Raw genomic sequence first — 21,295 nt, 5'->3', positions numbered from 1 at the left:
GCATCCCCGCAGAACATCGGTCTAATTGCGCCCACCACCTGCCCGCGCCAATTCCAGCGCGCGGGAAACGACAAGAGCGAGGGAGCGACGCCGCGATGGAAAAAGGCATCTTTTCAGGCCTGAAAGTTCTGGACTGCGCGAGCTTCATCGCAGCGCCCGCGGCCGCGACCGTGCTGTCGGATTTCGGCGCCGATGTGATCAAGATCGAGCCGCCCGGCGCTGGGGATCCCTATCGCAACCTGCCGAACCTGCCGGGCTATCCCTCAGGCGAGCACAATTTCGCCTGGCTGCTGGAAGCCCGCAACAAGAAGAGCATCGCGCTCGATCTCTCCAAGCCGGACGCGCAGGCCGTGCTCTACAAGCTGGTCGAAGAGGCCGACGTCTTCATCACCAACATGCCGCCGCCTGTGCGCGCCAAGCTCGGCATCACTTATGACCACCTCGCCCATCTCAACGACCGGCTGATCTACGCCTCCTTCACCGGCTATGGCGAGAAGGGCGAAGAGGCGAACAAGCCCGGCTTCGACAGCAACGCCTATTGGGCGCGCTCGGGCCTGATGGACCTCGTGCGCGCCGACACCGACACGACCCCGGCCCGCTCGGTCGCGGGCATGGGCGATCATCCCTGCGCGATGGCGTTCTACGGTGCCATCGTCACCGCGCTCTATCAGCGCGAGAAGACGGGCAAGGGGTCGCATGTCGCCTCTAACCTGATGGCGAACGGGGTGTGGGCGGCGAGCGTGCTGGCGCAGGCAAAGCTCTGCGGCGCCAAGTTCGGCGAGCGGCGTCCGCGCGAGCGCGCGCTCAACGCGGTCGCCAACCACTACCAGTGCAAGGACGGCCGCTGGCTGATCCTGTCGCTGCTGAGCGAGGAGAAGCAGTTTCCGACGCTGGCCAAGTGCCTCGGGCGCGAGGACCTGATCAATGATCCCCGCTTCGCCACCAAGGCGGATCGCCACGCCCGCTCGGTGGAGCTGATCAAGATCCTGGACGACACTTTCGCCACCAAAGATCTCGCCGAGTGGCGCAAGATCCTCGACGGCAGCGGCCTCGTGTTCGGCGTCGTCGCCATTCTCGACGACATCCCGAACGACAAGCAGATGCTGGACAACGAGGTGCTGGTGCCGTTCGAGAACGACACCATGCTCACCATCAACAGCCCGATCTGGATCGACGGCGCCAAGAAGGTCCAGCCGCGCAAGCCGCCCTCCGTCGGCGAGCACAGTGACGAGATTCTGCGCGGGGCGGGATACGACGAGGCGGCGATCAAGCAGCTGCGGTCGAACGGGGCGGTGGGGTAGGCCGGCGCGCCGGCGTTACTTCCGCGCGATCAAGCCGCGCACCAGCTCCAACAGCTCCGCCTTCGCCTCACGGCGGAAGCCGGCTCTGGGCGTGGCGAGTTGGCGAAAGAGCAAGCCAATCAGCACCGAGACGAACAACTCGGCGTGGCGGCGTGGGTTTGGTGACTTCGCAGCTTTCAGCGCAAGCTCCGCACTCTGCCGCCACGTGTCAAACCACTCGGCGACCACGGGCCGATAGTGCTCTTGCCTCGCGGCGGCCAGGAAGGCCTCATAGCAGGCAATATGCGTCTCGGCTTCTATGCCGAGTTCGCGGACGTAGAAATCGACCAGCGCGTCGATCCAGGCCTCCACCTCGAACGCCTTGTCCTGAAGGCTGAGAGCCAACGCACGCAGCCTGCCGACTTCGCGCGCCAGAGCGAACTGCAGAGCCGCCTCAACCAGCGCATCACGGGTTCCGAAATGATGCGTGACCGCACCGAGCGAAACCCCGGCCTCGGTCGCGACCGCGCGGTGGGTCACGCCGTCGAGCCCATGTCGCCCGATGATGCGCAGTGTAGCCTGCATCAACGGCCGCTCGCGCTCGCCCGACTCTATTTTTGAATCCCTGCTCATCCGGCCCAGTATCCAGCTCTTGACCCGCGACAGATCAAATGTTCTGTTATGCGGATCATATGTATTATCGTGATCCAGGCCCCCGAAGGCAAGGAGCGTTCAATGCCCAGCTACCGCCTCCACTACTTCCCCGAATCCGGCAACAGCTACAAGCTGGCGCTGATGCTGACGCTCTGCGGCGAGACGTTCGAGCCGGTGTGGACCGATTTCGGCGGCGGCGTCACGCGCACGGCGGAGTGGCGCAATTCCGTGAACGAGATGGGCGAGATTCCCGTGCTCGAGGTCGACGGCGTGAAGATGACGCAGACCGCGCCCCTCCTGCTCAAGCTCGCGGAGCAATACGGCCGCTTCGGCGCCGAAACAGAGGACGAGAAATTCGAGCTGCTGCGCTGGCTGTTCTGGGACAATCACAAGCTCACCGGCTACATGGCGACCTATCGCTTCATGCGCGCCTTCACCGAGACAAACGACCCGCAGGTGCTGAAGCATTTCCGCCGCCGGCTCGAGGATTTCCTCGGCATTCTCGATGGACATCTCCAGCACAACGCCTTCGCGATCGGTACGAAGCCGACGGTCGCGGACATCTCGATGATGGCCTATCTGCATTATCCCAGCGACGAGCACGGCTTTGACTTTGCGGCGAGCCATCCCGCCATCCACACGTGGCTGGGGCGCATAGCCGCACTGCCCGGCTTGAAGCCGGCCTATGAGCTGCTGCCGGGGAAGCGGATGACGAACTACGCGACGTGAGGGCTACCTCATCGACAGCCAGCCGAGCGTAAACAAGACCCCGCCGACGATGACGGCCATCGCGATCGCCCAGATGCTGACGCGGGCGCTGCCGGTGACCTGCTTGGCTTCCTCATTGCGCGCGATCTCGCGATTGCGCGCCTTGTTGGCGTTGCCTGTATCCGTCATGAACCATCCAAATCGCTTGGTTAGGCCTAACGCGTCTTGATGAAGCACATGCCGATGCGGCGTGAGGCCGCGGCAGCCTGACAGGTGAGACCGTTAGCACAGCTCCATGACGTAAAACTCGCATCTCGCGTTCCCGATCCCGCATCATGGAGGGAACAATGCGCGCCCCAGCCGTCCTGATACTCGCTCCCGGCGAGCTCCCGGCTGCCGCGGGTCTGCGGCCGGCTGGCAAATCCGCGCGAGAAATCAGGGCGTTTGCCCGCGGCGAACGCGGTCAGGATGTCGCGTCGGCGGAGCTGGTCACCGACAAAATGCGGCGAGGCGGGCACGATGGTGGAATTCGACGGCGTGTCCGCGAGCCAGTCGACACCGGGGAAATGGAAGCCGCCGACGCCGCGGGTCTGGTGGCAGCCTGAGCAGGTGACGTCGTTGAGACGGCGCTGGAACCCTGCGATCGAACGGATGTTCTGCATCTCCCCGCGCGCGGCCGCCTGCTTGAGCGCGCCAACCACATCGTTTTCGGTGAAGACCGGGTCGTCCCGGCCCTCGCCTTTACCTTCTCCTTGCACCATGCCGAACTCCGGCTGCAGCGCCGAGGCATCGAGACCGGCGGGTGTGGGCACCACCGCTGCCTTGGCGAGGAATTTTTCCGGGATCAGCACCGTCCCGCGATCGAATTCGCGCAAATTCCCGGGTGCGAGCAGCCAGGCCTTGAAGTCGCGCCGAAGCGCATCGTCGGAGAGGATGCGGTCGCGGTCGATCTGGTTCTCCAGCACCGTTTCGACGAACTGTTTCGTCGCCGCATCGTACTTGAACACCTTGAGCAGATAGTCGGAGCGGAAGTCGTGCAGCGCCGACTTCGCGGCGACCGAGAGCTGGATGTTGGTCTCGATGCTATCTAGCCTGGCGTCGTCTCGGCCGCGGATCAGCTCCTGCCAATCGCCATTGTCGAGCCAGCGTCGGGCGATCTCGGCACAACTGACCGGTTTGCCGTTCGTAGCCGTCTGGCGCGCATCCCTCGCCTTCATCACCAGATTGAACGTCATCGGCAGGCGCGTCGCGGTCTTGCCGCCGTCGAAACGCACGAGCCGGTAGATCAGCCGGATCTCGCCGCAGGACTCTTCGGCGACATAGGCGCGATCCATCCGGTTGACGATGCCGGCGAGCACGAAACGCGTGTTGGGAGATGTCAGCACGGTCCGGTCGAACAGTTGGACGTCAAAGCCTTCGCCGACGCCGATGGTCTCGGTCGGATATTCCGCCTTCCGCCTGATGATGTAGCGGTCGAGCTCCGCATTGATTGCCGGCGGAATATCCTTGAGCTGCGGCAGCTCCGAAAACAGCAGGTCGGTCGTCAGCGGACGGCCCGCCTCCCGTTCCGGCGACAACAGGCGCGGGATCGTGAGCGCGTCGCCCTCGTCGAGCCTGCGCAGCAACTCCGGATCGGTGATGGCCGTGCCGCGCGTCAGCGGCGCGATCTCCGCTGCCGACAGCGAGCCGGCGCCGCCAAACAACACGGCGGCAGCAACGAGAATTCGCAGCGCGCGGCTCATGCCTCAGGTAACACCGCGCGAGGACACCTATTCAAGCGAAAAGGCGCTTCACATCGCGGTGAAGCGCCTCTTTGGTGACGGATGTCGAACGCTCAGCGCCCGACGATCAGGCCCTTGCTGGTGACGACCACCCAGCGGCCGTCCTGGCGGCGGATCGCGTCGACGCGGCCAACGCCGGGGATGGGATCGCCGGGATAGACCTCGTAGAGGCCGTCGCGGCCCTCGATCAACGCGCCGCCATTGCCGGCATTGCGCAGCCTCCAGCCTTCGATCGTCGGAAGGCGACCGACCTCGGTCTTGGGCGCGGCCGGCACCGGGGCCGGTGCGGCGGCGGCGGTCGCAACCTGGGTTGGCGCGATCGAGCCGGTGGTCTCCTTGGCGGGTGCGGCGGCCGCAGCCTGCGCCGGGGCGGCAGGCGGTGTGGCACGGAGCTTGTCGACGGTCTCGGACAGTTTTGCGATCTTCGCCAGCGGCTCGGCCTGCGCCTTCTCGAGCTTGTCGAGGCGGTCGTTGGCGCGATTGAACTGGCTGACGCCGGTTTTCGAGCCTTGCTCGACACTGGCCTTCAGCGCCACGAGATCGGCATCGATCCGCGCGACCGAAGCATCCAGCGCGCTCGTGTCGACGACCTGGACCGGCGCCTGGGCCGGGGCAGCGAAACGCATCATGCCGGCGGTCGCAAGCGCGCCGCTGATCGCGCCGACGCAAGCGGCAATCACCACCACCGCGACCATCGCCGACAAGCGCCGCTTGCCGCCGGTCTCACGCGGCTCGTCCTCCTTCACATGCGGGGCAAAATCCTCGCGGTCCCAGCTACGCCCCGAGGGCGCCATGACGATGAGCTTGCCGGGCCTGGTCTCGGGCTGGGGTTCGACCTTGGGCTCAACCTTGGGCTCAACCCTGGCTTCGATCTTCGGCGGCTCGACCTTCACCGGGTCGGGTTTGGGCGGAGCCTCGTGGTCGGGCGCGATCGAGGGGGCATCGATCCCAGCGGCCTCGACGGCCTGCGGCGCGGTCGCTGCGGCTTCGACGACGCCGGTGTTCTGGGCAGCCTGCTCGGGCATTGGTTCGCTCACGGCTCAAATACTCCAGTCGGGGTTGACCTTTTGGTAACTTTCATTGCTTGCGAAATCCTTACTTGCGGACCCGCTTACCGAAATTTTAGGAAGTCATCAGGGGCTGAATTGAGCCGGGAAGATGGAACCGGTGTGGCGGGCGTGAAACAATTTGTAATCTGGGCAAGATGAACGGCCGCGGAATGAGACGCAATGACGCTCCCTCACCGTCATTTCGAGCGCAGCGAAGCAATCCCCTCCGCGGAAATACTCTGGATTGCTTCGTCGCAAGAGCTCCTCGCAATGACGGAGCGCGCGACGTGCGCTCCGTCACATCACGACCGGCGCATCCGGCAGCTCGTTCGGATGCGACGCGCCCGGCGGGAAATGCCGCGCCAGCTCGCGCGACACTGCTTCGATGCCGGCGATGACGCCGCGCTCGAACTGGCCGGCAGCGAACTCGGCCTCCATGGCGCGGCAGATGCTTTCCCAACCTTCGGCACCGACCATGGCGTGGATGCCGCGGTCGGCGACGATCTCGACGTCGCGATCGGCAAGCAGGAGATAGATGAGGACGCCGTTGTTGTGCGCGGTGTCCCAGATGCGCAGCTGCGAGAACACGTCGATCGCGCGCTCGCGCGCCGGCTGGTTGCGGAAGAGCGGCGCACCGTCGAGTGCGCCTTCGACCACGAAGCGGACCTGGCCCGAGTGGGTGGCCTCGCCCCGCTTGATCGCCTGCCCGACGCGTTCCAGCACGGCTTGCGGAAAAATCTGCTTCGCCCGCCAATGATGCTGCAGGAGATGCCTGGCAATGCGCTTGATGCTCATGACCGCTACCAGCTCCCCGAGGCGCCGCCGCCGCCAAAACTGCCGCCGCCGCCGCTGAAGCTGCCGCTGTCGCTCGACGATCCGCTGCTCCAGCCGCCCGATGAACCGCTCGACCACGAGCCGCCGCGCGAGCGGCCGGTGCCCGGCGTGATCGCCGAAAACAGATCAGCGACAAATCCGATGATGAAGCCGAGCACCCCGACGGCCGCGGCAAGCGCGGCGGAGCCGAGAATGAGCCAGGTGATCGCGGCGATGATGCCCCCGGTCACCAGTGATCCGAGCAGCCGTCCCAGCATGGCCCGGAAGAACCCGCCGACGCCAATCGAGGCAAACAGCGACACGGCAAGCACCGGCGCGATGTCGTCCAGATTGTGAGAGAAGTTGACGCTGCGCGAGGGGGACGGCAACGGCTCACCATCAACCACCCGCATCATGCGATCGACGCCGGCGCCGATGCCTGCGGCGAAGTCACCGCTTCTGAACTTGGGAGTGATGTCCTCGTCGATGATCCGCCGCGAGGTGACATCGGTCAGCGCGCCCTCGAGGCCGTAGCCGACCTCGATGCGCAAATGCCGGTCGTTCTTGGCGACGACGAGGATCGCGCCGTCGTCGACCTTCTTGCGGCCGATTTTCCAGGCCTCCGCGACGCGGATCGAGAACTGCTCGATCGTCTCCGGCTGCGTGGTCGGCACGATCAGGACGGCGATCTGGCTGCCCTTGCGCGCCTCGAAGTCGCGCAGCTTTTGCGTGAGCGAGGCGACGTCGCTGCTGGAGAGCGTGCCGGTCTGATCGACCACGCGGCCCGTGAGCGGGGGCACGGCGACGTCAGCTGAAGCGGGGAAAGCAAAAGCGAAGACGAGTGCGACGGCCAGGACAAACGCAGAGAAGTCCGAACGCCCGCGCCACAACCTCAGTGTCATCGCCCGGCTTGACCGGGCGACCCAGTATTCCAGAGAGGCCAGCGGGCTACGGAAAGGCCGCGACGTACTGGATTCACCGCTTGCCGCCTTCGCTGCAGCTTCGGCGCGCCCAAAACCGAAACCGCGGCGAAGCCTTGGCGCAGCCGGGTCGCGGGGAATGACTGCGGTGGGTGCGGCGGACATATGGGAAGTGCGCTACTTCGACGGCGTCGGCGCCGGCGCCGGGTTGAAGTCCACTTTCGGCGCGGTCGAGATCTCCTTCTCGTTCGCGACCGAGAAGTTCGGCTTCTCCTTGTAGCCGAACATCATCGCAGTGAGGTTGCTCGGGAAGGAGCGGATGGTGACGTTATAATCCTGCACCGCCTTGATGTAGCGGTTGCGCGCCACCGTGATGCGGTTCTCGGTGCCCTCGAGCTGCGACATCAGGTCCTTGAACAGGGCGTCCGACTTGAGCTGCGGGTAGTTCTCGGTGACGACCAGCAGCCGTGACAGCGCGCTGGAGAGTTCGCCCTGGGCCGCCTGGAATTTCTGGAACGCGGCGGGATCGTTCAGCACCTCCGGCGTCGCCTGGATGCTGCCGACCTTGGCGCGCGCATTGGTGACCCCGAGGAGCACGTCCTTCTCCTGCTGCGCAAAGCCCTTCACCGAATTGACGAGGTTGGGCACGAGATCGGCGCGGCGCTGATACTGGTTCACGACCTCGGACCAGTTGGCCTTGATCTGCTCGTCCTCGCTCTGGATCGCGTTGTAGCCGCAATTGGTGAGGCTCAGCGAGGCCAGCGCCGCCAGCACGGTCAGGATCTTGCGCATTAAATTTCTCCCGGTGGAATCTGCCGCAAACTACCAGATCGGACACGCGGAGTGTCGAGATTTGTTCCATCATTCCGGGGCACGAAGCGAACTATGGTGCGCAATTGCGCGCACCTGAGAATGTCGGGATTTCCGGGTTCGGTTCGCGTCCCGGAATGACGGCATGGATGAGCGCGTCCAGCCGGCTGACGCAAGCCTCTTGCCTATCGCAGGCCGACATAGTCAACTCCGGCAAAACATAAGCGGAAGCGCCAGGGAAAACGCGATGAGCTCGTTCGAGACCATCCTCGTGGAACGGCCGGACCCGGCAATCGTCCGGGTCGTGATGAATCGGCCTGAGGCGCGCAACGCGCAGAACCTGCAAATGACCTACGACCTCAATGCCGCCTTCGACGCGGCGGTGCAGGACGATTCGGTCAAGGTGATTATTCTCGCCGGCAATGGCCCGCACTTCTCCTCGGGCCATGATCTGCGTCCCGGCGGCAAGAATACCGCCGGCGTCGATTTTCCACCCATCGGAAATTGGGGCGGTTTTGCCGAGCCTAATGCCCATGGCCGCTTCGCCCGCGAACAGGAGATTTATCTCCAGATCACGCGGCGCTGGCGCAACCTCGCCAAGCCCACGATCGCCGAGGTCCACGGCAAATGCATCGCCGGCGGGCTGATGCTGGCCTGGGCCTGCGATCTCATCATCGCCAGCGACGACGCGCAGTTCTGCGACCCTGTCGTCACCATGGGCGTCTGCGGGGTCGAATGGTTCGTGCATCCCTGGGAGCTCGGGCCGCGCAAGGCCAAGGAGTTCCTGTTCACGGCCGACAATTGGAGCGCGCAGGAAGCGCACCAGCTCGGAATGGTCAATCAAATCGTCCCGCGCGCGGAGCTGTCGTCTCATGTGTTGGAGCTGGCGCGCAGAATCGCGGCAAAGCCGTCCTTCGCGCTGAAGATGACCAAGGAAGCCGTGAACCGCTCGGTCGACGTGATGGGCCAGCCCGCCGCGATCGACCAGGCCTTTGCGCTGCATCAGCTCTGCCACGCGCACAATCTTCAGGAGTTCGGCATGATCGTCGATCCCTCGGGCCTGCATCCCTCCGTGCGCAAGCCGCCGGCGGCGGCGGAGTAGACAACATGGACCTCAATCTCAGCGACGAGCAAAGGCTGCTGCGCGAGAGCGCGGAGCGCTTCGTGGCCGGAAGCTACGATGCCGATCACCGCCGCAGGATGGCGAACGATCCGCTCGGCTTCAGCCCTTCGGTGTGGAAACAATTCGCCGAACTCGGCTGGCTGGCGCTGCCGCTGCCCGAAGAGTTCGACGGGCTCGGCGGCGGCGCGGTCGAGATCGGCATCCTGATGGAGGCCTTCGGGCGCGGACTGGTGTCGGAGCCCTACGTCGCGACCGTGGTGCTGGGAGCCGCATTGATCGCCAGATGCGGCACCAATGAGCAGAAACAGGCGAGCCTGCCCAAGGTCGCCGACGGATCACTGAAGCTTGCGTTTGCACATTCCGAGCGCGCCGCACGGTTCGACCTCGCCAAGGTCGCCACCAGCGCCACCAAGACCGCGCAGAGCTGGCGCCTGTCCGGCAGCAAGATCGCCGTACTCGACGGGCATGCCGCCGATGAGATCATCGTCTCCGCCCTCATCCATGATCATCACGGCCCTTCGGGGCGGATCGGCCTGTTCGTGGTGCCGGCGACGGCGGATGGCCTCGCCATCTCCGACTATGCGCGTCTGGGCGGTGGACGCGCCTGCAACATCGAGCTCTCCGACGTGCATCTGCCCGAGGACGCCCTGCTCGGCGACGGCCATGATGCGCTGCCCGCGATCGAATGGGCCGTCGACCGCGCCATGGCCGCGCTGGCTGCGGAAGCCGTCGGCATCATGCAGACGCTGCTCGACACGACGCTCGAATACACCAAGATCCGCAAGCAGTTCGGCCGGCCGCTCTCGGCCAACCAGGTGATCCGCCACCGCCTCGCCGACATGGCGATGCAGGTCGACGAATCGCGGTCGATGGCGCTTCGGGCCGCGCTGAAAGCCGATAGCCCGCCGGTCGAGCGCGCCCGGGCCGCTTCCGGCGCTAAGGCGAAGATCGGCAGATGCGCCCGCTTCGTCGGCGAGCAATCGATCCAGCTCCATGGCGGCATGGGCGTCACCGAGGAGCTCGAGGTCGGCGCCTATTTCAAGCGGCTCGTCGCCTTCGATACGCTGTTCGGCGGCAGCGCGCACCACTACACCCGCCACGCGGAGCTTGGCCGCAGAGCCTGACACCCGGAGAGCCTCATGGACCTCACGTTCAATGCCGAGGAGCGCGCCTTCCAGAGCGAGGTGCGCGCTTTCATCGCGAAGAATCTCACCGAGGAGATGAAGCGCGCGACCGCGCTGACGCCGTCGGTGTTCTCCGACCCCGACATCGGCATGGCCTGGCAGCGTGCGCTGCACCGGCAGGGCTGGGGCGCGCCGGGCTGGCCGGTCGAGCATGGCGGGCCGGACTGGACGCCGGCGCAGCGCTGGATCTTCGAGACGGAGTCCGCACGCGCCGGCGTGCCCAATGTCAACGTGATGGGCGTGAAGATGGTCGGGCCCGTGATCATCGGTTTCGGCAGCCCTGAGCAGAAGAACTTCTACTTGCCGCGGATACTCTCCGGCGAAGACTATTGGTGCCAGGGCTATTCCGAGCCTGGCTCCGGCTCCGATCTGTCCTCGCTGAAGACGCGCGCGGTGCGTGACGGCGACGATTACATCATCAACGGCACCAAGATCTGGACTACGCATGCGCATCATGCCAACCGCATGTTCGCGCTGGTGCGCACAAGCGACGGGCCGCGGCAGCAGGACGGCATCAGCTTCATCCTGATCGACATGAAGACCCCGGGCATCACCACGCGACCCATTCTCACCATCGGCGGCGACCACGAGGTCAACCAGGTGTTCTTCGACGACGTCCGCGTGCCCGTCGCCAACCGCGTCGGCGAGGAAGGCAAGGGCTGGACCTACGGCAAATACCTGCTCGAATTCGAGCGCGGCTCGGGCATTGCGTCGGCGAAACTTCGCGAAGGCTTGAAGGCGATCGCGGATCTCGCTGAATCCGACCTGACCGGCCGTGCCATCGACAGCCCCGACATCGCGACGCGCATCTCGGAGGTCGAGGTCGACATCGATGCGCTCGAGATGACGGAGCTGCGCGTGCTCTCGGCGCTGCAGACGGGACAAAATCCCGGCGCGGTATCGTCGATCCTGAAGCTGCGCAACAGCGAGATCCGCCAGGCCGTGACGCGGTTAGGGGCCGACGTGATCGGCCACGACGCTCTCGCGGTCGAGCCGATGCGCCCGCTCTACAAGCTCAATCACGAGCCGCCGACGCCGGAGGAGATGCTGACGGTGGTGCCGGAATATCTCAACGGCCGCGCCTACACCATCTTCGGCGGCACCTCGGAGATCCAGCGCGATATCATCGCGAAGATGATGCTGGGGATTTGAGAAACGAAGTTCATGCGATCTGACGCGGCACTCTCCGCTGTCATCCCCGCGAAGGCGGGGATCCATAGCCACAGGGAGATGTGGTTACGGAGACTCGGGGTTACCACTTTGCCCAAACCACTTCCTGTGGTTATGGGTCCCGGGCTCGCGCTGCGCGCGCCCCGGGACGACGAGTTGAGTTTGAGGCAGCAGCCTGCGCAACAACGCGCAACGCTTACCCCGCCGCCTTCGCGTCCCGGATCGCCTGCCAGATCTTCTGCGGCGTCAGGGGCGTGTTCAGCTGGCTGATGCCGAGTTCGGCGAGCGCGTCCATCACGCCGTTGGTGACGCAAGGAGGGCCGCCGATCGCGCCGGATTCGCCGCAGCCTTTTGCGCCGAGCGGATTGGTGCGGCAGGGCGCGGAATCATCCAGCGTCACCACGATCGGCGGGACGTCGTCGGCGCGCGGGATGCAATAGTCCTGGTAGCTGGCGGTGAGCAGCTGGCCGTCGGCATCGTAGGAGACGCCCTCATACAGCGCCTGACCGATGCCCTGCGCGACGCCGCCATGGATCTGGCCGGTGACCAGCATCGGGTTCACGGCGACACCGACGTCGTCGACCGTGGTGTAGCGCACCACTTTGGAGACACCGGTCTCGGGATCGATCTCCACCTCGCAGATATGCGTGCCGTTCGGCCAGCTCGGACCGTCGACCTCACCCTCGGAATCGACGCTCAATTTAGCGCCGCCTTCCTTCTCGGCGAGATCGAACAGGCTGATACGGCGGTCGGTGCCGACCACGGTAAGCATGCCGCCCTGGTATTCGATGTCCTCGATCGACGTTTCCAGCACGTTCGCCGCCTTCTCGCGCGCCTTCTGGATCAGATCGTTGGACGAGACCGCAACGGCCGTGCCGCCGACGAACAGCGAGCGCGAGCCGACGCTGCCAAAGCCCTGCGCGAGATCGGTGTCGCCCTGAACCACGTCGATCTTCTCCATGGGAATGCCGAGCGTGTCGGAGATCATCTGCGTGTAGGTGGTCTGCAGCCCCTGCCCCATCGCCATGGTGCCGGAATGCAGCACGACGCGGCCTTGCGAGGTCGCGTGCAGGCTGACCTTCTCGGTGTGCGCACGGCCACCGGTCCATTCGATGTAGGAGGTGAGGCCGCGGCCGTAGAGCAGGCCTTTCTTCTTCGCCGCCTTCTTGCGCGCGGCAAAGCCGTCCCAGTCCGCCAGCTTCACGGCACGGTCGAGCATGTGGGCGAAGGCGCCGGAATCGTAGACCTGGCCTGCAGCATTGGTGTAGGGCAGCTGCGCCGGCTTGATGTAGTTGGCTTTGCGGATCGCGCGCGGATCCATGCCGACCTTTCGCGCAGCCGCGTCGAACAGGCGCTCGACGATGAACACCGCCTCAGGACGGCCGGCGCCACGATAGGCGCCGACCGGCGCGGTGTGGGTCATCACCGACTTCACCTCGAAATGCACCAGCGGCAGATCGTAGACGCCGGTCTGCACGAACGGTCCGAGCACCAGCGGAATGATGTTGGCCGCGCCCGAGGAATAAGCGCCGGTGCAGCCGATCGACTTGACGCGATAGGCCAGCACCTTGCCCTTCTCATCCAGCGCGAAGGAGGCCGTCGAGGTGAGATCGCGGCCGTGGGTGCCGCCGACGAACTCGTCGGTGCGGTCGCCGCGCCAGCGGATCTTCTTGTTCAGCTTGGTCGCCGCGTAAGCGACGATACCGTCTTCCGGATAGAGGTTGGTCTTCTGGCCGAAGCCGCCGCCGATATCGCCCACCAGCACGCGGACGCTGTCCTTGGGACGCTTCAGCACCGCCTCCGCCAGCACGTCACGGGTCGAGGCCGGGGTCTGCGACTGCACGTGCAGGAGAAGACGTCCGGTCTTCTTGTCGATCTCGGCAATGGTCGAGCGCGGCTCCATCGCGGACGGCACGAGGCGCTGGCTGACGATGTCGAGCTCGACGGTGTGCGCGGCCCTGCCGAAGGCCTCGTCGACCTTGGCCGCATCGCCATAGCTCATGGCGCCGACGATGTTGTCCGGCGCCTCGGGCCATACCACGGGCGCGCCGGACTTGACGGCCTCCACCGGATCGACCACCGCGGGCTGCACGTCATATTCGACCACGATCGCCTCGGCCGCGGTCTGCGCCTCCACGCGCGACGACGCCACCACGGCAGCCACGGCTTCACCGGCGTAGCGCACGACCTCATAGGCCAGCAGCCGGCGCGGCGGCACCGTCATCGGCTTGCCGTCGGGGCGCTTGAAGATGCTCAGCGTCGGAATTGTGCCGATATCGTCCTTGACGAGGTCGGCACCGGTGTAGATCGCGGTGACGCCGGGCATCGCGGCCGCCGCGCTGGCGTCGATCGAGACGATCTTCGCGTGGGCGTGCGGCGAGCGCAGCACGTGCAACCACAGCGCGCCGTCCTGCGGCTTGTCGTCGATGAACTGTCCCTTCCCGGTGAGCAGCCGCTGGTCTTCCAAACGCTTGACGGGCTGCCTCGCACCGAAACGCAAATTGCCGGGAAGAATGTTCATTCCGCTCTATCCTCGAAATCCGGAAAACGACCGCGGGGGTTTTAGCGGATTTTACGGATGAGACAACCGAGCCGCGGCACATCTGCAATGCGCCTCAAGGCCCTTGCTGGCGCAGATTGCGGGATGTCAGGAACGCTCGATGTCGATGATGCCCACGTTCACGTCGCGGCTGTCCGAGCCCCGCTTGACCGTGATCCGAACGGTCTTCCCGGCACCGGCCTGCTCCAGCGCATCGGTCAGGTCGGCGAGGCGCCGCACCGGCTTGCCTTCGACGGCAGTGATGATGTCTCCGACCGCGCCGGTCGTCATGTTGACACCACGAATCCCCGCCCGCTCCGCGGGGCTGCCGGGGGCCGTGCGCACCACGATCACGCCCTGGACGCCAAGCCGCGTCGCAACGTCCTCGCCGGCCGCCACGATGCCGATGCCGGGCGTCGGCACCCGGCCGTTGCGGATGAGCTCGGGGACAATCCGGTTCACGACATCGACCGGCACCGCAAAACCGATGCCGGCGTTCGAACCCGAGGGCGATATGATCGCCGTCGTGACGCCGATCAACCGGCCAGCGGAATCCAGCAGCGGTCCACCCGAATTCCCCGGATTGATCGCGGCATCGGTCTGGATGACATTGGCGATCTCCCGGCCGCCATGGGTCGGAAGCCTGCGCTTGAGCGCGCTGATGATGCCGCTGGTCATCGATTGATCCAGCCCGAAGGGATTGCCGATCGCAAACGCGGACTGTCCGACCTTCAGGTCATTCGAGCTGCCGAGCGCCACCGGCTGCGGCAGCTCGCGCACACTCCGGATTCGCAGCACCGCGAGGTCGTAATTGGGAGCCGTGCCGACAAGGTCCACTTCGGCGACCTCTCCCGACGCAAAGCGTACCGCGATCTCGCCGCCATTGGCGACGACGTGATTGTTCGTCACGAGGTGGCCGTCGCGATCCCAGACGAATCCCGTGCCGGAAGAGCCGCCCTGGCCTTCCTCTCCCATGAGGGGACTGGCTGCTGATTTCGCCGCAACCTGGACCACCGAAGGCGAGACGCGTTCGAAGATGTCGATGGTCGCCTTTTCGCCATCGGACAGCGGCCCGCGCTGCTCGACCGCACGCGCGGAGGACGCCGCCCATGGGACATGTAGCATCGGGACATGCAGGATCTTCGCGGCGGTGACGGCGAGCAGCAGGGCGGCAAAGGCTGCCGCGCCGATTGCGTAGCGACGATTCATGGATGATCACCGCGATGCGTGCTGAAAATAGTGTTCGGAATGCACATGCATGGATTGCGGACCTCGCTCACGCAGCAACGTCGCAGACGGCTGGAAGTTTCCTGATCGAGGCACATAGGGCCCGGTTTGGCTTTCCGCAGGATATTCAGGGACATATTGCCGCGTGACACTCGGCTACGCGACCTCGCGCAGCGCCCCCTCCACCACCTTGCGCGCATCCGCCGTCAGCGGGGCCTGCGGGGGAACGGGATCGCCGACGTCATAGCCCTGGATCGAAAGCCCCGCCTTGATGCATGCGGCGAGGTTGAAGCGGGCGAAAGCCTCGTTGATCCGCCATAGCCGGCGCTGCAGCGCCATGGCTTCATCCCAACGACCCGCCTTGCAGAGGTCGTAAAGCGCGACGCTCTGGCGCGGGATGATGCAGGCCGGGCCCGCCATCCAGCCGAGCCCGCCGATCAGCATCACCGCAGCCGGGATATGGGCGGAGGCCGAGAACACGCGCAAGGAATCGCCGCAGCGGTTCATGATCGAGAGCAGCCGGCCCGTGTTGGTCGAGGCGTCCTTGATGTAGCCGATGCGCGGATGCTCGGCGAGACGTGCGATGATGTCGAGGGTGAGATCGGAGCGCTGGAATTGCGGATTGGTGTAGATGACGACGGGAATGTCGACGGCATCGGCGATGGCGCGGAAATAGGATTCGACCTGGGCGTCAGTGAGCGGGAAATAGGCCTCCAGGATCGCCAGGATGCCGTCGGCGCCGAGCTTCTGATACGCCTTCGCTTGGGCGACTGCATCCCCTGTCGAGGTCGAGGCGACACCCGCGATCACGGGCACACGGCCCTTCGCGGCCTCGATCGTGGTCTGCACGACCGCGGTCCGTTGCACGGCATCGAGATAAGCGAATTCGCCGGTCGAGCCCAGGGGCGTCAGCCCATGCACGCCGGCGTCGATCAGATCGTCGCAGAGCTTTGCGAGCACGTTGGTCCGTACCGCGCCGTCGGCATCGACGGGCGAGACGAGATAGGGAAAGACGCCGTGGAATTCGGCCATGTCGGTGAGACCCCGGAGCGCTGGTTTGCGCCCGACCGGTCTTACCAACGCGCGCGCCGGCAATCAAACCCTGAGCAGCCGCACCTTCGTGCCCCAGGGATCGGCGGCCTCCACGCCGCCTGCGATCGTCGTCATCTGCACACCGCCCTTGCGCAGGCGCTCCTCCTGCGCGGCGAGAATGTCCGGCTTCTCCGTCACCAGCGAGAACCAGGCAAGGCCGGTCATCTGGTCGTCGCGTTGGCCCGCGCCCTGGCTCTGCCAGACATTGATGCCGAGATGATGATGATAGCGGCCCGACGACAGGAACGCGGCACCGCTGCGGCTGCGGGTCGGATCGAGGCCGATCGTGCCATGATAGAAGTTTCCGGCCTGCGTGAGATCGCCGACACGCAGATGCATGTGGCCGATGCGCGCTCCGTCCGGCGCCTTGGCGTAATCAGGCACGCGCGTGTTGGTCAGTGACAGCAGATCGGGAATGTTGAGCTCGTCGCTCGCCATCTTCACGCTGCCCTCGCTCCATTGCCATTGCGAGGGATCGCGGTCCGCATAGACCTCGATGCCGTTGCCTTCCGGGTCGTCGAGATAAACGGACTCGCTGACGAGATGGTCGGCAAAGCCCGACAGCTTCACGCGGTGCGAAGCCGCGTGCACCAACCACCGCGCCAGGTCCTTGCGGGTCGGCATCAGGAAGGCGGTGTGATAGAGGCCGGCGGCGTTGCGCGGCTCGATTGCCGCATCGGGGCGGGCCTCCAGCACCAGCAGCGTAATGCCTGATGTGCCGAGCCTTGCGGCGGCCGCCGATCGCTCCATCACGGTGAGCCCGATCACGTCCCGGTAGTAATCCGCAACCTTGTCGAGATTCTTCACCCGGAGCGTCACCATGCCGACCCGCATCGGCGTGCGGCTGGCATAGGTCGGCCCGCTGCCCTGCGGTGTCCCCTCGGCACGCGCTGCGGCCGCGGCTGCCATTGCAAGCGAGGTGGCGCCGGCGAGTTGCAGCAAGGTGCGGCGGGTGAGATCGATGGTCATCGGTCGGGACTCGCTGAAAAGGCTCGAGGCCGTGGGGCGCAATGTTCTGCCGATTGCTACACGTTCCCGTGAAGCGCTCCCAATCACATGTTCGTCGGCCGCTCATGCGGCGAGCCGCCCTGGTCCTGGCCACCCGGCCAGTTTCGCAATCGCCCGCGACATCCCAGATTGAGGACAACTTACAGGAGCCCACCATGACTGACCTAACCGCCCTGTCCTCGCTGCTCGCGGCAATGGTGGCGCGCACCGCGCCCTCAGTCGTCGCCGTGCACTCGCATCGCTCCCGTGCGACCGGCTTCGTCTGGAAGGCAGGCCTGATCGTCACCGCCGACGAGGCGCTGGCCGACGAGGGCGAGGTCGAGATCGGCCTTCCCGACGGCAGCCGCGTGGCCGCCACGATCGCCGGCCGCGACCACACGACCGACATCGCGCTGCTCCGCGCCGACATTGCCACGACCCCGGTCAAGCTCGCCGCGACCGTCCCGCCGCTGGGCGCCTTGTCGGTGGTGGTCGCGACCCACCGCGATACGCCGAGCGCGGCGCTCGGGATGGTATCGGCGTCCGGCAATAGCTGGCGCTCGTTGCGCGGCGGCGACATCGATGCGCGGATCGAGCTCGACGTCCGCCTGCGTCCCAGCCAAGAAGGCGGCGTCGCGCTCGACGCATCCGGTGAGGCGTTCGGCATGGCCGTGCTCGGCCCGCGGCGCGTGCTGGTGATCCCGACAGCGACGATCGAGCGCGTCGCCGCGCAGCTGGAGGTGCGCGGCCGCATCGCGCGCGGCTATCTCGGCCTCGGGCTGCAGCCGGTCCGGCTCGACGACGGCATCGGCGCGATGGTGATGAATGTGGACAAGGCCGGACCTTCGGCCGCCGCCGGCATCCGCCAGGGCGATGTGATCGTCGCGGTCAACGATCAGAAGCTGTCCGGCGTGCGCGCGTTGTCGCGGACGCTGGGTCCGTCGAGCGTTGGCACCGTGGTCGATGTCGCCGCGCGCCGCGGCGGCGAACCGGTCAGCTTCAAGGTCACGGTCGGCGAGAGGCCGGAGGCGTGAGCGAGGACAAGATGCCAGAGATCGTGCTCGCCTTGGAGATCGACGACCCCGCGCTCGCCGATCGCCTGGCGGCGTTGCTCGGCAACATCGCCGGGCTTCGTCTTGCCGGGCCCGGCGAGCAGGCTGCTGCCGCGATCGTCGCCCGCGATCCGCGCCGCATGCCCGAGGACATCGCGCTGACGCAGCGCGAGCTCGACGTGCTGGCGCTGATGGCCGAGGGCGCCTCCAACAAGATGATCGCGCGCCGGCTCGGCATCTCCGTGCACACCGTCAAGTTCCACGTTGGCTCGCTGCTCGACAAGCTCGATGCCACCGGCCGCACCGATGCGGTCGCACATGCGGCGCGGCGGGGCGTGATCGAGCTCTAAGCGGGTCTTGGCTCCCCAGAGAGTGCGATCGGATCGCATTGAGGGCTGCCTTACACCCGCTTGCCGCCGTTCTTTTCCGCCGCGCGGCGCAGCGCTTCGGCGAGTGCGCCGCCGCCTGACGATTCCTGCTTGCGCGGTGCGGACGACGTCATTCGGGCAGGGTTGCGTGAGCTGTTGTCGCGCTGCATGCCGGGGGCGTCCTTCTTGCCGCCGACCTCGTCGTCGAGGCGCAGCGTCAGCGAGATGCGCTTGCGCGCGACCTCGAAGTCCAGCACCTTCACCTTGACGATGTCGCCGGGCTTCACCACCTCGCGCGGATCTTTGATGTAGGTCTTGGACATCGCCGAGATGTGCACGAGACCGTCCTGGTGCACGCCGATGTCGACGAAGGCGCCGAAGGCAGCAACGTTGGTCACGGTGCCCTCGAGAATCATGCCCTTCTTGAGATCCTTGATCTCCTCGACGCCCTCCTTGAACACCGCGGCCTTGAACGCCGGACGCGGGTCGCGGCCCGGCTTTTCCAATTCACGCAAGATGTCGGTGACGGTCGGCAGACCGAAGGTCTCGTCGACGAAATCCTTCGGCTTGAGCGTGCGCACGATCTCGCTGCTGCCGATCAGCGCCTTGATGTCGCTCTTGGTGGCGCTGAGAATGCGCCGCACCACCGGATAGGCCTCGGGATGCACGCCAGACGCGTCGAGCGGGTCCTCGCCGCCGAGAATGCGCAGGAAGCCCGCACACTGCTCGAACGCCTTCGGCCCGAGCCGCGGCACGTCCTTGAGCGCCTTGCGGGACTTGAACGGCCCGTTGGCATCACGATGCGCCACGATGCTCTGCGCCAGACCAGAGCCGACGCCGGACACGCGCGCGAGCAGCGGCGCGGACGCCGTGTTGACGTCGACGCCGACCGCGTTCACGCAGTCCTCGACCACGGCATCGAGCGATTTGGCCAGCTTGGCCTGGCCGAGGTCGTGCTGATACTGGCCGACGCCGATCGCCTTGGGCTCGATCTTGACGAGTTCGGCGAGCGGATCCTGCAGACGCCGGGCGATCGAGACCGCGCCGCGCAGGGTGACGTCGAGACCCGGCAATTCCTCCGAGGCGAAAGCCGAGGCCGAATAGACCGACGCACCGGCCTCCGACACCACGATCTTGGTCATCTTCAGCTCGGCCAGACCCTTGACGAGGTCGCCTGCGAGCTTGTCGGTTTCGCGCGAGGCGGTGCCGTTACCGATCGCGATCAGTTCGACACGATGCTTCAACGCGAGCTTGCCGAGGATCGCGAGCGACTCGTTCCACTGCCGCTGCGGCTCGTGCGGATAGATCACCGCGGTATCGACGACCTTGCCGGTGGCATCGGTGACGGCGACCTTGACGCCGGTGCGGTAGCCGGGATCCAGCCCCATGGTGACGCGGGTGCCGGCCGGCGCGGCCAGCAGGAGATCGCGCAGGTTGGAAGCGAACACGCGCACGGCCTCGGTCTCGGCGGCGTTCCACAGCCGCATGCGCAGGTCGATGTTGAGATGCACCTGGATCTTGGTGCGCCAGGCCCAGCGCACGGTGTCGATCAGCCAGCGGTCGCCGGCGCGCTTGAGGTCGGCGATGCCGAACCGCTTCATGATCTTCAGTTCGTAGGCGCTGGGCACGCCCGGGGGCGGCGCCTCAGCCTCGGCCTGAATCTGGAGGTCGAGGATCTCTTCCTTCTCGCCGCGGAACATCGCGAGGATGCGGTGCGACGGCAATTTGGTCAGCGGCTCCGAGAACTCGAAATAGTCGGCGAATTTCTCCCCCTCGGTCTTCTTGCCGTCGCGCACCTTGGAGGCCATGCGCGCATTGGTCCACATCTCCTCGCGCAGCGCGCCAATCAAATCGGCGTCCTCGTCGAACCGCTCGACAAGGATGGCGCGGGCGCCATCCAGCGCAGCAGCGGCATCGGCAACCCCCTTCTCGGCGTTGACGAAGCTTTCGGCCACCACCTTCGGATCGTTGGTCGGCTCCGCGATCAGCTGATTGGCGAGCGGCTCGAGGCCGGCTTCCTTGGCAATCTCCGCCTTGGTGCGGCGCTTCGGCTTGAACGGCAGATAGATGTCTTCGAGCCGGGCCTTGCTGTCGGCGGCGAGAATGGCGGCTTCGAGCGCGGCATCGAGCTTGCCCTGCTCGCGAACTGATTCGAGGATGGCCTTGCGGCGGTCTTCGAGCTCGCGCAGATAGACCAGGCGCTCCTCCAGGGTGCGCAATTGCGCGTCGTCGAGCGCACCGGTCGCTTCCTTGCGGTAGCGTGCGATGAAGGGAACCGTGGCACCGCCGTCGAGCAGCGTCACTGCCGCCTCGACCTGCTCGGCGCGAACCCCAAGCTCCTGCGCAATCTTCTGGTTGATGTTTGCCACGCGCGAATTCCTCTATCCAAGCACGCAATACGGCGGCGAACCACCGACCACGGGACGCCGCTTATGGACCAACCGGGGTTGATTCATCAAGGTGCGGCTGAGCATCGTCGACAGAGGATTTTTTGTCGAACTGATGCGATCTCGCCACATTCGTGCGGATGTCGGCGTA

19 protein-coding genes are annotated in these 21,295 nt (G+C 65.8%); 7 read left to right on the top strand and 12 right to left on the bottom strand.

Annotated elements, in window-relative coordinates; genetic code table 11:
• The first annotated feature begins 95 nt into the window (after positions 1 to 95).
• Complete coding sequence (locus RX330_RS06620) at positions 96 to 1,301, top strand: CaiB/BaiF CoA transferase family protein (protein ID WP_317242463.1); 1,206 nt, start codon at positions 96 to 98, stop codon at positions 1,299 to 1,301.
• Between the two features lie 15 nt (positions 1,302 to 1,316).
• Here RX330_RS06620 and RX330_RS06615 read toward each other — a convergent pair whose 3' ends face one another.
• Positions 1,317 to 1,913 carry a TetR/AcrR family transcriptional regulator gene (locus tag RX330_RS06615; RefSeq protein ID WP_317242462.1) on the bottom strand — a complete coding sequence of 199 codons (597 nt, stop codon included), beginning with the start codon at positions 1,911 to 1,913 and terminating at the stop codon, positions 1,317 to 1,319.
• Between the two features lie 102 nt (positions 1,914 to 2,015).
• Here RX330_RS06615 and RX330_RS06610 point away from each other — a divergent pair, with 102 nt between their 5' ends.
• Complete coding sequence (locus RX330_RS06610; protein WP_317242461.1) at positions 2,016 to 2,663, top strand: glutathione S-transferase family protein; 648 nt, start codon at positions 2,016 to 2,018, stop codon at positions 2,661 to 2,663.
• Between the two features lie 3 nt (positions 2,664 to 2,666).
• Here the strand turns inward: RX330_RS06610 and RX330_RS06605 are convergent, their stop codons facing one another.
• The 6 genes from RX330_RS06605 to RX330_RS06580 all read right to left on the bottom strand — a co-directional run bounded on the left by RX330_RS06605 (position 2,667) and on the right by RX330_RS06580 (position 7,997).
• The gene (locus RX330_RS06605; RefSeq protein WP_212080522.1) at positions 2,667 to 2,831 is read right to left on the bottom strand and encodes a hypothetical protein; all 165 of its coding nucleotides are present in this window, start codon (positions 2,829 to 2,831) and stop codon (positions 2,667 to 2,669) included.
• A 26-nt stretch (positions 2,832 to 2,857) separates the two neighbouring features.
• Positions 2,858 to 4,384: a hypothetical protein gene (locus RX330_RS06600; RefSeq protein WP_317242460.1), complete on the bottom strand. Its 1,527-nt coding sequence runs from the start codon at positions 4,382 to 4,384 to the stop codon at positions 2,858 to 2,860.
• Between the two features lie 92 nt (positions 4,385 to 4,476).
• Positions 4,477 to 5,448 (bottom strand): hypothetical protein, encoded by a 972-nt coding sequence (locus RX330_RS06595; RefSeq protein ID WP_317243851.1) that lies wholly within the window; start codon positions 5,446 to 5,448, stop codon positions 4,477 to 4,479.
• A gap of 321 nt (positions 5,449 to 5,769) precedes the next feature.
• Positions 5,770 to 6,267: a TPM domain-containing protein gene (locus RX330_RS06590; RefSeq protein ID WP_317242459.1), complete on the bottom strand. Its 498-nt coding sequence runs from the start codon at positions 6,265 to 6,267 to the stop codon at positions 5,770 to 5,772.
• 5 nt (positions 6,268 to 6,272) lie between these two features.
• On the bottom strand, positions 6,273 to 7,187 hold the full coding sequence (locus RX330_RS06585; RefSeq protein WP_317242458.1) for a TPM domain-containing protein: 915 nt from the start codon (positions 7,185 to 7,187) through the stop codon (positions 6,273 to 6,275).
• A 195-nt stretch (positions 7,188 to 7,382) separates the two neighbouring features.
• Positions 7,383 to 7,997 (bottom strand): LemA family protein, encoded by a 615-nt coding sequence (locus tag RX330_RS06580; RefSeq protein WP_212080518.1) that lies wholly within the window; start codon positions 7,995 to 7,997, stop codon positions 7,383 to 7,385.
• Positions 7,998 to 8,262: 265 nt separating this feature from the next.
• Here RX330_RS06580 and RX330_RS06575 point away from each other — a divergent pair, with 265 nt between their 5' ends.
• The 3 genes from RX330_RS06575 to RX330_RS06565 are packed head-to-tail and all read left to right on the top strand — an operon-like array spanning position 8,263 to position 11,474.
• The gene (locus tag RX330_RS06575) at positions 8,263 to 9,117 is read left to right on the top strand and encodes an enoyl-CoA hydratase (RefSeq protein ID WP_317242457.1); all 855 of its coding nucleotides are present in this window, start codon (positions 8,263 to 8,265) and stop codon (positions 9,115 to 9,117) included.
• 5 nt (positions 9,118 to 9,122) lie between these two features.
• Positions 9,123 to 10,262: an acyl-CoA dehydrogenase family protein gene (locus tag RX330_RS06570; RefSeq protein ID WP_317242456.1), complete on the top strand. Its 1,140-nt coding sequence runs from the start codon at positions 9,123 to 9,125 to the stop codon at positions 10,260 to 10,262.
• 15 nt (positions 10,263 to 10,277) lie between these two features.
• Positions 10,278 to 11,474, top strand: a complete 1,197-nt coding sequence (locus RX330_RS06565) for an acyl-CoA dehydrogenase family protein (protein WP_212080515.1) — start codon at positions 10,278 to 10,280, stop codon at positions 11,472 to 11,474.
• Positions 11,475 to 11,688: 214 nt separating this feature from the next.
• Here RX330_RS06565 and RX330_RS06560 read toward each other — a convergent pair whose 3' ends face one another.
• From RX330_RS06560 to RX330_RS06545, 4 genes are all read right to left on the bottom strand, one after another.
• Positions 11,689 to 14,013, bottom strand: coding sequence for a xanthine dehydrogenase family protein molybdopterin-binding subunit (locus tag RX330_RS06560; protein ID WP_317242455.1), 2,325 nt, complete (start codon positions 14,011 to 14,013; stop codon positions 11,689 to 11,691).
• 126 nt (positions 14,014 to 14,139) lie between these two features.
• A complete protein-coding gene (locus tag RX330_RS06555; protein WP_317242454.1) occupies positions 14,140 to 15,240 on the bottom strand; it encodes a S1C family serine protease in 1,101 nt (366 codons plus the stop codon).
• 174 nt (positions 15,241 to 15,414) lie between these two features.
• A complete protein-coding gene (locus RX330_RS06550) occupies positions 15,415 to 16,290 on the bottom strand; it encodes a dihydrodipicolinate synthase family protein (RefSeq protein WP_317242453.1) in 876 nt (291 codons plus the stop codon).
• A gap of 63 nt (positions 16,291 to 16,353) precedes the next feature.
• The gene (locus tag RX330_RS06545; RefSeq protein ID WP_317242452.1) at positions 16,354 to 17,319 is read right to left on the bottom strand and encodes a VOC family protein; all 966 of its coding nucleotides are present in this window, start codon (positions 17,317 to 17,319) and stop codon (positions 16,354 to 16,356) included.
• A 194-nt stretch (positions 17,320 to 17,513) separates the two neighbouring features.
• Here RX330_RS06545 and RX330_RS06540 point away from each other — a divergent pair, with 194 nt between their 5' ends.
• Positions 17,514 to 18,371: a S1C family serine protease gene (locus RX330_RS06540; RefSeq protein WP_212080509.1), complete on the top strand. Its 858-nt coding sequence runs from the start codon at positions 17,514 to 17,516 to the stop codon at positions 18,369 to 18,371.
• Positions 18,368 to 18,739 (top strand): response regulator transcription factor, encoded by a 372-nt coding sequence (locus RX330_RS06535; protein ID WP_212080508.1) that lies wholly within the window; start codon positions 18,368 to 18,370, stop codon positions 18,737 to 18,739. The genes RX330_RS06540 and RX330_RS06535 overlap by 4 nt, the downstream gene beginning before the upstream one ends.
• A 50-nt stretch (positions 18,740 to 18,789) precedes the next feature.
• On the opposite strand, the gene RX330_RS06530 is transcribed toward RX330_RS06535, so the two are convergent.
• The gene (locus RX330_RS06530) at positions 18,790 to 21,126 is read right to left on the bottom strand and encodes a Tex family protein (protein ID WP_317242451.1); all 2,337 of its coding nucleotides are present in this window, start codon (positions 21,124 to 21,126) and stop codon (positions 18,790 to 18,792) included.
• Between the last annotated feature and the right edge of the window lie 169 nt (positions 21,127 to 21,295).

The sequence above is a fragment of the Bradyrhizobium sp. NDS-1 genome (assembly GCF_032918005.1).
GTDB lineage: Bacteria > Pseudomonadota > Alphaproteobacteria > Rhizobiales > Xanthobacteraceae > Bradyrhizobium > Bradyrhizobium tunisiense.
Note: the sequence above shows the minus strand (reverse complement) of the source record. Positions and strands in the feature narration are given on the sequence as shown.